This window comes from Halorubrum sp. SD690R (assembly GCF_005435035.1).
In the GTDB taxonomy this organism is placed as follows: domain Archaea; phylum Halobacteriota; class Halobacteria; order Halobacteriales; family Haloferacaceae; genus Halorubrum; species Halorubrum ezzemoulense.
In genome coordinates this window covers 1-12690 of record NZ_SGTV01000052.1, presented here as the reverse complement: position 1 = coordinate 12690, position 12690 = coordinate 1, and the positions used below count along the sequence as shown (strand labels likewise).

The 12690-nt window shown below is 57.6% G+C and carries 10 protein-coding genes and 2 pseudogenes; 3 read left to right on the top strand and 9 right to left on the bottom strand.

The window, feature by feature from the left end; translation table 11 throughout:
• Nucleotides 1-120 (top strand): annotated as a pseudogene (locus tag EXE41_RS17650) (IS630 family transposase); the annotation flags it as partial.
• A 170-nt stretch (nucleotides 121-290) separates the two neighbouring features.
• Here the strand turns inward: EXE41_RS17650 and EXE41_RS17645 are convergent.
• From EXE41_RS17645 to EXE41_RS17615, 7 genes are all read right to left on the bottom strand, one after another.
• Nucleotides 291-1346: a DUF4350 domain-containing protein gene (locus EXE41_RS17645; protein ID WP_089309444.1), complete on the bottom strand. Its 1056-nt coding sequence runs from the start codon at nucleotides 1344-1346 to the stop codon at nucleotides 291-293.
• Nucleotides 1343-2458 (bottom strand): S49 family peptidase, encoded by a 1116-nt coding sequence (locus EXE41_RS17640; protein ID WP_094553663.1) that lies wholly within the window; start codon nucleotides 2456-2458, stop codon nucleotides 1343-1345. The genes EXE41_RS17645 and EXE41_RS17640 overlap by 4 nt, the downstream gene beginning before the upstream one ends.
• Before the next feature lie 154 nt (nucleotides 2459-2612).
• Entirely contained in the window at nucleotides 2613-3500 is an 888-nt protein-coding gene (locus EXE41_RS17635) for a hypothetical protein (RefSeq protein ID WP_321167061.1), read from the bottom strand.
• A 430-nt stretch (nucleotides 3501-3930) separates the two neighbouring features.
• Entirely contained in the window at nucleotides 3931-4347 is a 417-nt protein-coding gene (locus EXE41_RS17630; RefSeq protein WP_199240901.1) for an SHOCT domain-containing protein, read from the bottom strand.
• A 230-nt stretch (nucleotides 4348-4577) separates the two neighbouring features.
• Entirely contained in the window at nucleotides 4578-4775 is a 198-nt protein-coding gene (locus tag EXE41_RS19475) for a hypothetical protein (protein ID WP_080508721.1), read from the bottom strand.
• A 155-nt stretch (nucleotides 4776-4930) separates the two neighbouring features.
• Nucleotides 4931-5425: a DUF3592 domain-containing protein gene (locus EXE41_RS17620; protein WP_089309411.1), complete on the bottom strand. Its 495-nt coding sequence runs from the start codon at nucleotides 5423-5425 to the stop codon at nucleotides 4931-4933.
• A gap of 449 nt (nucleotides 5426-5874) precedes the next feature.
• Nucleotides 5875-7506: an ATP-binding protein gene (locus EXE41_RS17615; protein WP_094582801.1), complete on the bottom strand. Its 1632-nt coding sequence runs from the start codon at nucleotides 7504-7506 to the stop codon at nucleotides 5875-5877.
• A gap of 81 nt (nucleotides 7507-7587) precedes the next feature.
• Between EXE41_RS17615 and EXE41_RS17610 the strand changes: the two are divergent.
• A pseudogene (locus EXE41_RS17610) lies at nucleotides 7588-7719 on the top strand (IS6 family transposase); the annotation flags it as partial.
• Nucleotides 7720-8553: 834 nt separating this feature from the next.
• Here EXE41_RS17610 and EXE41_RS17600 read toward each other — a convergent pair.
• Both EXE41_RS17600 and EXE41_RS17595 read right to left on the bottom strand, forming a co-directional pair.
• A complete protein-coding gene (locus tag EXE41_RS17600; protein WP_137691670.1) occupies nucleotides 8554-10230 on the bottom strand; it encodes an ATP-binding protein in 1677 nt (558 codons plus the stop codon).
• 80 nt (nucleotides 10231-10310) lie between these two features.
• A complete protein-coding gene (locus EXE41_RS17595; RefSeq protein ID WP_241987282.1) occupies nucleotides 10311-11699 on the bottom strand; it encodes an RNA-guided endonuclease TnpB family protein in 1389 nt (462 codons plus the stop codon).
• A 233-nt stretch (nucleotides 11700-11932) separates the two neighbouring features.
• On the opposite strand from EXE41_RS17595, the gene EXE41_RS20070 reads away from it, so the two are divergent.
• On the top strand, nucleotides 11933-12586 hold the full coding sequence (locus tag EXE41_RS20070; RefSeq protein WP_137691669.1) for a DUF3592 domain-containing protein: 654 nt from the start codon (nucleotides 11933-11935) through the stop codon (nucleotides 12584-12586).
• The last annotated feature ends 104 nt before the right edge of the window (nucleotides 12587-12690 follow it).

Below are 12690 nucleotides of genomic sequence, written 5' to 3'. Positions count from 1 at the left end.
CAACTTGATCAAGAACTTGGGAACCGCCTGTTTGACACACTCGACGATCTCCGTGAGGCTGCTCTCTCTGCACTCGACCGGGTCGAAATCCCAGATGTGTTTACGTATTTATGTCCGTGAGTATGAAGAGCGTGAGAGTTAGTCTCGTTTTAGGGGGCAGATGGCTGACTCTGTATCGTCTCCAGAACTGTGACTAACCCGTTGGTTTCCCCTGAACACACGAATAGCACCGGCAGTTAGCCCTATGGAATATTAGAGCAAAAATCCACGCAGCGGCTGATGAACCGATGCTAAGCCGTCGCGTTCTCTGGCGGCTCAGGCGGCTCGGGCGGCGTCGGGCCACCGGGCGGCATACCCCCACCCGGTGGAGTCCCGCCGCCCGGTCCGGTCGGCGGTCCGAACGACACGTCAGGCGCGTCACCGCTCACGAGGAAGTCAGCGAGGTTCCCGATGAAGACGCCGTTATCGGCGCGACGGGCGTTTTCGGGCGCGAAGAAACTCGAGTCTCCAACTACTGCGAGAGACTCGCTCCGTACTGCGACCGTGTATGAGCCAGACTCCCGAGTGGTCGAAAGACGCGACGTCTCCGCCGTGGTGAGCGTTGCTGAATCGTCAGCAGATCCAACGGACGCCGCGCCACGAAGGACGACCTGCTCAACCCCCTCAGTAAGCGGCGTCGACTCGGGCGGCTGTACGAGGACGCTGAGGTAGCCCGCGTCGTTGTGCTCCATGTCGTACACGTAGCCGGCGTCGCCGTAGACGCCGAACGGGGATCCGAAGTCGGTCAATGCCCCGGCGTTGCCTGGGTCACTCGCGACGAGGGTTCGGCCGCCCGCCTCAACGAACGAATTGACGGCATCAGCATCTGGTCCCGAGAGTGCGCCGGGGGCGGTCGTCACGAACGCGTCCGCATCAGCGAGCAGCGACTGGAGCCGCTCACCGCTTCTGATTCCGCCGTAGAACCGAACCTCGTGGCCGTTCTCGATGAGTGTCGAGGTAAGCGGTGTGACGCCACGCCGGGCGCCACCGAGCGTCCCAATATCTGCCTCCGTGGGGGCATTACCGTCCTCAATCGGAAGCACGGGCAGCCCGCCACCGGCGCCAGTCGTACTGCTTCCGAGGTGGACGACGACCGTGTTCGACGGCTCGCCGCTCTCCATTTCGATGTCACCGCCCTCGCTGACGGTTTCCGGTTCGACGGAGTCGAGCCGCCAGTGGTCGTCTGTAACAGGCTCCGTATCCGGTGGGGCCGTATCTAAGAGGACGCCCCCGGCTGCGGCGACGCCGACAACAGCCAGGAATATGAGCGCGAATGCGCCGATTGCCGTTCGGAGATTAACGCTCATGCGGGCTCACCTCCGTTCGTCGCGCCGGTATCGTCGTGTTGCGTGCGGGCGTCGTCGGCGTTCGTCTCACTACTGAGTTGGTCCGTGGGCAGTCGTCCAGTGTAGCTTGTCATGACTATTTCCTCGCCGACAGTCTCGTCCCATGTTTGCGGTGCCACCGCGAGGATAAGATCGTCGTTGAGATCGCTTTCAGAGTCGTCGACAACGACGACAGTACTGTCGTGCTGTTGTAAGAGCGGAATGCCCCCCGGAACGCGATTCTCGGTACGACGCGTGTCGACCGCGTAGTCGTCAATACCGGCTTCAGTTGCGGCATCAGCGACTGCTCCATCGACAAAGCCAAATCGGTCCGCGAATCCGTTGGCAACGGCTTCGGTTCCGAGATAAGCATCGGCGTGCGCGATCGCTTCTCGGTCAAGCTCGATCTCTTCGCCGCGCTGTTCGATCACGTTCTCGATGAAGAGGTTGGCGAGCGTTTGTCGCCGCTCGCGTTGTGTGTCCGGATCGCTACCTCGTTTGTCAGGGCCGGTCGTACCCGCACTTGGCCCGTTTGGAGCCGGCGCGGCCCCCGCAACACCGACGCTACCGACCGCCTGCGCGGACGGAGCTACGTAGATGCGATCGGCAGGCGCAATCGCGAGATACGCGCCGGACGCTCCGAGCGTATCTACTGCGGCGTATACCGGCATCACCGAGGCAGTACGGTCGACCGCAGCGTACATCCGTTCGCTCTGTGCAGGCAGGCCGCCACCGCTGTCAACTTCCAAGACGACCGCCTGGATGGAGTCGTTCATGCGGGCGTCTCGGAGGTTGTCTTCGACGTGCTGTGCTGTCGACGAGTCTATCGCTCCGTCGATTTCGATCACAGCGACGGTGCCGTCGGGACCGGTTACGGCGCCGTACACGCTGGGAGCGACGAACAGCCCCGCAGCAAGCGCCAGTATCACTGCGACACCAACGGCGTGTCGAGTGGTCAGCCGGTCGACAACCGATCCCGACTCGGAGCGTGGCGGAACACGGTCGGAAGTTGTCGGCGAGTGGCGCTCGGTTCGTGTGTCCGTATCCGGCGTCGATTCATCTGGAGATTCTGTGGGGCCCTTCTCAGAACTCATTGCCCTGTCCTCGCTCGGTCTCGCGGTCGTATTTGGAGGTTTTGTCGGTCTTGCATCGTCGAACTGATTGTGCGGTAATAGAGTACCGCTGTAGCTGCGTTGGGGTCATACGGCAACCGATGCCGTGTGTCGAGAGTGGACGCAATGTTGGAACTCATGAGTCTGACAGCGACTCGACGTCGCCGACGGTCACCCCCGCCAGTTCGGCATGTGGCGCAAATATATCGCCGTCGGCGGCAGTTTCTAGTATTACTGTACGCCCGTGTCTAGAGACGGTTGCGTCACTAAACGAGGACTCACCCTCGCGTGCGGCGCGCGCAATCGCCTCTGCTGTCTCTCTGTCGAGCCGTTTCGGATCGGCTACTGCGCCGTACCGAAACGTCGTCATCGGAGTATCGGCAGTGTCATGCTGGCTTGTCGGGGGCGTGGCTGACAGAGACTTCGAAGGCCCTGAGCCGTCTGGGGTCACACTACAAGCGACGCCAACTGCGGCTGCCGCATCAACCGCCGTCCGGAGCGCTTTCGGTGCGTCCGAGAGGGTACGTCGCAGATACTCCCGCGTCTCTGTCCCCAAGTCGACACAGACCGTCGCGTCTCCGTGGAGCCGTGACGGGAGCGATCCGTAGTCTGTGTCTGTCCGTGAGTGCTCCGTGTCGTGACCGCTGATACCAGCGTCGCGGTGGGCCACCGCACTGCTAATCGATGAAGCGTGCCCGATGACAACTTCGTCCGCGCGGACACCAAGCGTCGTGGTGGTGCGTTTCGACTTGAACCGGGTAAAGCCGGCCTTGGTGGCCGGCTCTCGGATGAGATCGGCGTCTCGAGTGAGTTCTCGACGGAGTGTCCGTGCGTCGATGTCACCGACGATGACACCACAGCCCTCAGAGCCGTCTGTCGTGAGTGCGGTTCCGCCAGCCACCTGTTGGAGTCGGTCAAGCGATACACTGTCGTACCGAGAGAGGAGGTCACGGATCGGGGCCGCAACCCCCTGTGGGACCCCCGTCATCGTTACCAGGCTCGGGTTAAACCGCGCAGTAACCACGGTGTCAACTCCCCGTGATGTAACTGCGGCCGGCTTGTACGCCCCGTTAGCAACCGCTGAGTGGAGTTGCCGCGCAGGGCTGTGTTTGGCCGAGCTACCTGTCGCCGCTCCCGTTTCACCGGATCCGTTGATTGCGAGCGTTCCAGCGGGCGGGGGTTCTGAAGTCAGTGCTCCAATGGGCCTATTAACACCGAGCCCGGTTGCCACGAGCGCACCTAAGCGCCTCGCGAACGTCCGTTTGGAGGGCATCGTTTCAGAAGACGTGCGCTCGGTGATAATGCTCCGAGACGTGTTTCAGGTTCGGAAGCACATCCGTCGGGCGCGTGTTCATCAACCAACGCAGGGAGGAAGTGTGAACCGCCTCGGGGTCAAGCCCCGAGGCACTCGCCTTGTTTTCTCTGTAGAACTAAGTTACGGGAGCCGTCTACAGTTACTTTTCCAACTTTTCCGTGACAGAATCTTCTTCCAGATGCGATTGCGCGTCATCTCTGTCGGACTCAAGTAGTCGTTCAACTTTGTCTTCAAATTCCGCATCGTTGAGCTCACCGCTGGCATATCGTTCTTGGAGTGTTGACAACGCATCATCCGTAGAGTCGGTGTTGCGGCCGTCGGTTGGAACATCACCCAAATCCGCGGCTGCCCACAGCGGGTACTGTTCCGGGTCGTACTCGTCGGTGTCAGGCGGTACCTCCTTGATCGCAAATTCAAGAACGCCAGACACGATCATTCCCGCGATCAACGCCGTGTACCACACTGCCGGAGTGAGTACATACACTCCGGCGACGGTCACAAATCCGGCCACAAGTGAGACCGGGTGATCGTCCAGTTGGTTGAAGATGGAGGGCATACGCATGCCGACAATTAGCGGTCGTAGCTGAAATACATACGGCTAAATGTTTTCCACCAAAGGCGTACTACCAGCGTACAAAAGGCTGATGCCCCCCGTCCCTCCGGCCCTCAAAGGAGGTTCGTCCCCGTAATCTGCGGAGGGCATCAGCAACTGTGTGTATGGTATCATTTCACAAAAATCGGTCGACGCTCAAGCGCTCAGTGTAGACCCTGTGTAACTAGCGTACGCTAATACCGAAGATATGCTCCGCTACCGACACAGATCGTGGCGATAAGTAATAATCCACCACTGAGAACACCCCTCAGCCTACCTGAAACTCCAGAGCTTTCGACGATGTTGAACGCCCCTTGAAACACGATTAGTTGGAATACTAGTAGAAGACTTCCCCCGGAGACCAACAACTGGCTCTTCGAGCTTCTGTCCATAGTTCAGCCAGCATCCGGCAATTGTATAGGTGTTACCTGTACTCTCTGGCTCAGAAACGGAGAATGTTCCTAGGTTTAACGCTTACTATTCCTGATCAACAACGAATATATTCTGCTCCACCCCCACGGATTACCCTCAGCGCAGTTCCAGCGTGCTAGAGTTTCCTTACGGCGGAAACCGCGGCGAAGAGGGTGAATAGTCCACCGAGTACAATCGCAATGATCGGTGCGTTCGACGTTTGATTTTTCAAAAACGCATCTCCCGGCTCGTCGGGAGAAACATATGCGGTTGTCTGTGCCCCCTGTTCGTACTCCTCAATGGCTGATTCGGCGCCCGATTGCGTCTCGTAGTTCTGTTCAAGATCTGCGGGGTATATTTTTGTCCCAGTATATTCATTTCCGTTATACGTGTACTCAAACTCAACCACCGGATCGAAATCGGCGCCCGGATTTGATGACGTTCCGCTATCAGCCTCGATATCGAGTTCGGTGATAGTCGCATCAACCTCGACTGATTCTCGGACTGCCTCCGTCTGTTGAACGTAATCGTATCCTCCGTAGCTGGCGATAGCAATCCCAATGAGGATGTACAATAAAGCACCCTTGAGGCTATCGGGACCCTTAACATTCACACCTGAATCGTCGTTCATACTGTCAATCACCACGAGGCCGCGTACAATGAGGAGAATGTCGGACGTTGCTGCGGGGTTCAGCTGACTGTAGACGCATCTTCTCACACCACCGAGAGCGGTATGACAGACGAAGTAGCGATACCCGCTGTATGCGTCGTCCGAATGTCCGAGTGTTCTGTCGGAGGGCTGAATACATCAAGTCGTCTTTCAGACACCTAGTAACTAAAAATGCTGGCTCTGTTAAAAACCATTCAGCAGATGATATATCGTGATCCAGTCGTTGTCAATTTGAGTTGCTAGGGATAGCAGCCCCACTCTGTAAGCGCAGAGTGTGGGCTATGTGCCAAGAGCGGAACGTTTGTCGGCCTCGTATAGGTATCTCGATAAGAGAGACGGACACCGTGGTCCAGGTGGCCCAGGCTGCTGCGACGCTTGATACACCTCACCCGAATGCTCTCTTTTCATTGTCACACGTCGGAGACTGCCACGTCTCTGAGGACAACCTCAACGGCTGTCCCGCCGAGATCACTCTCATCGAAGGAGAGTGACCCGCCCATGCTCTGGACGGCCCAGTTGGTCCCCCAGAGGCCCAAGCTACTGGCGTGTTCGAAGGGTGTCTCGACGCCCCCCTCGATCACTGCCCGCTCTGACTCTGGTATCCCTGGACCATCGTCCGCGACGACAAGACGGACGTCCGCCCCGGTCCGTTCTACACGAACCACGACGCGTGGGGACTCCCCGTCGTTGTGTTCGACTGCGTTCTCGACGAGGTGATCGATCACGTATCGGCACCGTTCCGGGTCGATGTTTACCGTCACGTCGGGGGCAGTGAGGGTCACGTCGGCGTTTACACCAGCCGTTGCGTCGGCGACGACATCTTCGAGAAGCGGACGTAAGCTGACTTCGGTTCGGTCGGCCGCGGACCGCTCCATGAGATCTTGGACCCGCCGTGCCTCCACGCTCAGTGCGCTCAGTCTGTCCGCGCCGTCGACGGCCGGGGCGAGGTCGGCCTCCTCCGCGTGCGCCCGTATCACGTCCAGTTCGTTCCTGACGTTGTGACGGAGGATGCGGTTGAGTACCGCCAGCCGCTGTCGCCTGATTTCGCGGTTCGTCACGTCGATCAACATGACGGTGTAACCGAACGTCTCCCCGTACTCGTCGACAAGCGGCGAGACGCTCGGTTCGAACTGTCTGTGGCCCGTCGTCGTCCGGCAGGTGATAGTATTGAGTTCGATCAGGGATGTCACCGAGTGATCCGTGACATCGGCCAGCGTCTGTGCGCCGCCGAACATTTGTTCGGCCGGTTCGTTCACTCGGACCACCCGTGCCCGGTCGTCAAGGACGAAAATCGCCTCGTCGGTCTCTGTCAGTGCCGCCCGCTCACCCAGTCTCCGGGTCGCGGGGACGCGCGTCACGACATCATAGCGAAAGATCCCCAGCGTGAGGCTGGCGGCGACCACGAGAAACGTACTCCCGATCAGCACGTCGTTCAACAGCGGCGTCGTAGGACGGGTCGTCTGAACGGTAAAGATGAATCCGGCGATCGGTATTACGACGAGGAGACTCTGTACCGTCGACAGTCGGTCGTGTCGATACGTCGCGACGACAACTCCCCCGATCAGTGCGAACACGAGGGTCAGGAGTACCAGTGTGGCCACCGACTGTGCCGTTTCGAGCGTCTGGAGCGCCTCAGTACCCACCAGCGAGGTCGTGATCCACCCCTCCTGTATCAGTCGTCCCAAAAGGTTCACACCGACGAGGATAGCCACGGCCAGCGTCACCGCGAGTACTCGTCTAGGTGTGATGTACCGCCCGATCCCGATGTATCGTGCTGCAAACGTCATCCATGGAACCGCCAGAAGTAGGACTGCGGACCCCAGTGGCAGGTTCTCGAGTGGCGTCACTGCGTGTAGCCCGGCGTATCCGACCCCGAGGAGCGACACCACCCCGGCGAGGACGACGAACGGCCTAGCGAGCCCGGTGCGGGCATCCCCCTGCCGGAGTCGTCGGTACGCCGTCACCCCCACTGCCCCGGCGACACCGCCACTCACCGCTGGAATACCGACCCTGAACAGCCCCAGCGGATCGAGTTGAATCACCGTACTGTGTTGGGTGGCTTCAGTATCAAAGCGGTTGTGGACCGACCGTCTCCGGACGAAGCTCAGCAACGCACAGATTATATCGACGACGCAATCTTTCTGGTCGACGGCGCGCTGTGGTTACACGCGCCCTGTCATCGTCACAGGCTTCGACTCCAGCACGTTACACATGGGAATCGCAATGCCGTTGAACGTATGTTTAGTGAGGTAAAATAGGGAGACAGAAGATTTGCCACAACATTTATTTTGTGAATTCAGATCTGAATCACCCGGAGAAATGTGCCTGCGCATTGAACACCGGGAGTTCTACTAATTCAGGGAGACATTCGGATCGTCGTGCGAGATACAGCGCGCGAATCTCGCAGTATTTACCTCTCGGTTCCTGCGGTGGAATCGCGTAGCACAGAACACGTTCCACTGGGATCATACTAAGTCATTATTTTGTATCTTTAGCAGGTACGTATCAACTATGGTCCCCTACATCAGCAACGTTCTGTTTAACGAGCCACAAGGTCGCCCCAATTCACTCATCCAGTTTGGCGCGTCGCTCGCCTTCTTGTGTATATTCGTGTATGGTTGGAGTGTCGGCGAGGCTGGAGGAGTCCCGTGGATGCTATTTTTTATCGTCGGAGCTGCGCTGTCCGGAACTGCTGAATTTCTTCCAAAAACTCGACGACGGGCGGCTGGTCTATTGCGTCTCACAGCCATTCTCGTATTTGTCTGTCTTCTCGCCATTATCTTCCTCGCTCCGGAGTACATCATTGGGTAATGGAAGGTCGACTTTTGAATTCACAGTAGTGAGGCTGATTGTTAGATTACTGCCGATACGCTAAGCCACGTGGGGTTATCCTACTGAATTCACCCTCTGTATCTCGCAAGACGTTCTTGACAGCATTAGGAGGGGTATAGTCCGAATCTGGTCTGTAAGTACCCTTTACTGAGCGATTCTGAAGGATTCTACACAAACTAGGACCCAGTACACTATACTACCTTCTGAAAGTTCAAATAAAGCCACGGTCGGCTAAGGCTCCAGCATCAATACACCTGTCACCGATTATGGCTGCCGTCTGAGTCTTGCGGCATCGACTCTCTGTTCCGATAAAAACGAACAACTACGGTAGTGCCTGTGGTACCAGTAGACTGGAACTCAAGTTCAGCGCCCAGTTGGCTTACGGCCCAATTGACGAACCAGAGTCCGACACCCAGTCCGTGCTCAAGTTGTGTTTCGCTCGATTCGGTCAACAAGTCTCGCTCTCGGTCCGGGATCCCAGGACCATTGTCTGCGATGCGGAGCTGTGGGATATCATCAGCTGTCGTTTCGACCTCGATATCGACTCGTGCGGGGTCGTCTGAGTGAACAATAGCGTTCTCGACGAGTTCTGTCATAAGCCGTCGCACAACAGTTCGATAGGAGGTCAATTGTAGCCGCTCCGGAGCAGTGACTGAGATGCTGCTATCCGGGTAATCATCACGGGCCGTTGCGGCGACTTCGTGGGCGACCGCAGCAATATCGACCGCTGACGGGGCGCTAACGCTATCGGTCATAACTGCTTCAGCCTCTCGTGCTTTCCGGCTGACCGAGGCAAGCTCGCTGGCACTATTTTGGATCGCTGTCCGGTGCGTGTCGTCTTCTACGTGATCCGCATGCGCTAAGATCACGTCGAGTTTGTTCCGGGCGTTGTGTCGAAGCACGCGATTGAGTACTGAGAGCCGCTGTTCACGGGTTCGCTGATCGGTCACGTCCCGGAAGACAATTGTCCGCGCCACGGGTTCCCCGTCGCTGTCACTCGTGTCGCGTTCGACGTCGGAGACCGTGTACTGAAACTGACGTCGGCCCTTTGTCGTTTGGAGCGAGACAACCTCAGTTGTACCAGCTGATAGATTTGTCACATCGAATCCGTCTACGGCCGCGCTGACTGGTGTCCCGATCACGTCTCGTGTCGCCCACCCAAACAAGCCTTCAGCTGTCACGTTGGCATCGAGGATATTTGCTTCCCAGTCGACAACGACAACCGCCTCCTGGAGCGATTCGACGACGCGTGACCGCGCGACATAATCTGCTTTCGGGAACCCCGTCAATACCGGATAGCGTTGAATCGCAACGGTAAGTAACACTCCCGAAACTAACAACCCGCCAGTGACTCCGTCGATGATCAAACTCCCGTCAAGCCAGCCCCCGATAATGTATGGTGCTGAGATTGCTCCTAGCTGGATCCCAACCTGTGTTCTTGAAACACGGCCGTGGTTCCAGCCGTACCTGAGGAAGAGAAACGCCGCGTAGGCGTAAATTATGAACAATAATAACAGTTCAGTACCGACGAGTGACGCGAGTGAGCGACGGATCTCCTCCCGCGTTGGGTCACCCTCGAACGTGGCTGCTGCCCCAATCAGCGGGAGCGCAAGGAGAACAAACAAGCCCCCTCGGAGGGAAGTAAAGCCTGTCTCTCGGCCGATATACCCAAGGACATATACCAGCCATATCGCGGGGAGAAACACGACCGGGACAACCTGCGCGATAGCAGCCAAATTCGATCCGACCCCCCATGCGTTCGGAAATTCAGAGATCAGCGAGAGCAGTGCCCATAGTAACAGACTGCCGCTCATGAGCGCAAAGGGGACCGCATTTGGGGGGGACCGATCCTTCGCAGTTTGCCACGTTACCCACGCCAAGAGGCCTACGGCAACGAGATCAACGGCAAGTGAGGGTCCTAATGAGAGCAGCATTGGTGGAGGGGATTCGCTTTCGGATTTTTAGATGGAACAGCGTTGAACCGCTGGGCAGTTACTGATGTCATTGCGCTCACTCACGCTGGTTGTTCAAGCGATTCATCCATAATTTCATCATACCCGTTACTGGCCCGGAAACACAGATATGTCGAGTGGTATAGCCGGCTGTGAACTACCCTACCCAACTCGCTCACGGCGCTGCCGTTCGCTTCGTTGAGGGTAGGGCTTTCGCGTGGACTCCCGTTCTGGCCATCGCTGGCAGGCTCGTAATCCCCGTTCACGTTCAATCTCCTGCGATTCAAGCGCACGTTTACGGGTGCGCCTCCGCCCGACGACGTTTGCCCCGAGCGGAGATGCTTCAGGCCGATGTTCTTTGCCGCGTTGTAGTCAGCGTGGGGTGAGTATCCGCACTTGAGACACTCAAACACGTCCGGTTCGTTCGAGGCGGGGCGGTTATCCTCGTGAGTGAACCCGCACTTGGAACACCGCTGGCTCGTGTACGCGGGACTCACCTGTTCGACCGAGATACCGACCATTTCGGCTTTGTACTCCACATACGCGCACAACCGGCGGGAGGCCCATACGTGGAATGTCTTGGCATTCGGCATTCGGTCACGAATCCCAGTCAGGTTCTCGAACGCGATCACGCCACAGTCGTGTTCGACGGCTTCCGCGACGAGTTCTTTCGAGACGGTGTGTAAGAAGTGGTCATAGCGCCCCGTCTCGGTACGTCCAACCGACTGGATGGGTTCATGGGCGGCCCGGGTTCCACATCGTTGGAACGACCCGCGCCGCTTTTCAAACTCGCGGTGCCAGTGGTTCAGCTCTGCCCCGTTCCAGAACGTGCCCGTAGAGGTGACGGCGACGTTTTCGATGCCGAGGTCAACGCCGAGGACTGTGTTGTGCCCGTCGTTACCGTCGTCGGCAGTCTCGAACTCCGCGTCCGCCTTTGTGCGGGCGTGAAGGTGGAACTCGTCGTCGCGGTAGTGTAGTTCTGCGCCCGTCACGTCGTAGTCGTCGTTGAACAGAAACTCTGAATGAGGCGTCTCGCGATCCCCGTCGGGGAGAACATATCTGGCGGTGATACGTCCCGCAACGGTCGAGAGCGTCGCGTGGTCGTCGTTGAACGTCGCACATCGCTTGTCGTAGACGAGCGTCGGGGCGGAGAAGTGCGGCTTTCCCGCGTAGTCACCCTGTTTCCAGCGTGCGACAACGCTCTGGACGGCGTCGGCGGCCTTGTTGCGAGCGTTCTGGACGAGATTCGCTTGGAGCCTCGTTTTGGCCCGCACGTCGTCGTAGGTTTCACGCTGGAGTTGGGCTTTGCTCGTCGTCTTGTACTCACCTTGCCAGGCGTGGTCAACGACGTAGTTGGCGGCCCACAGGAACTCGGAGATGGTTTCGTGGAGGAGGGCAGCGTCGCTGTCGGCCACGTCGAGTTTGACGGGGACCGTACGACGTACCTCCATCCGTAATTCAGATGTTACGCTAAGTCTTTATAACAATACTGTTTTTGGAGGATAGTTAGCCACGTGTAGAACGTGGTAATGACGGAATCATGTCGGTTCCCTTCCCGACCTACTCACTCTCTTCGGTCGCTCCTTGAGGTCGGGGGCTCCACCTTGAATTACGCTGACTGCTGTTGCTGCTGTTGAAACACTCCGTTCAGGCTTATTGGTTCCAATAAAAACATTCAGGTGAAATGCAGTTTACTCTCCGTGGGGTGGCTGTCACGGTTACGCCGCTGATCCTTCTCGCGCTCATTCTCGGACTCGGCATCGCTGGGTATGGAGGATATGACTACGTCCAGCAGTCGGACGCTGTTGACGATGCTGTCGCTGTCGAAACAACTGTTGTTGGCACCGATATCAGCAGATCTGATGGGCGTCGCTTCTACTACCGCATCTCAGTTGAGCACACCTACGAATATCAGGGGCGTGAATATACGAGCAAACAGGTGTTCCCAGGCTCAACGCGGCCGATATACACCGTCCGGAGTGACGCTCAACGTAGTATTGAGCCATATGAGCCGAATGAGACAGCGACAGCCTACGTTACCCCCGACAACCCTAGTGGAGCGTTTCTCAAGCGACAAACGGTATTTGCTCCATTCAGATTCATTGGTTTTGGGAGTCTTCTGGCGCTCTTGACAGCACTTCATGCGATTGGGGCGCGTAATCCTGGCCAAAATGTAGGGATCAGTCAAACAACTGGGCGCGAGCCAACTCGATATGACACGGTGTTCGGGTTTAATCGAGACACACTGTCTCGAGTTAGTAAGCGTCTCATGTTGTTTACACCAGCTGTGTTTTTCGTTTCTCTCGTGACTATAGTCGGTAGTTCCCATCGTTCCTGATTGCTGACCCAATTTCTGGAGAGAAATGAACGAGATCAGAGCGACCGATTCATCGAGTCGAACAAAGACGGCGATCTCACACCAGTGAGAGCGCCGTCAGTTCA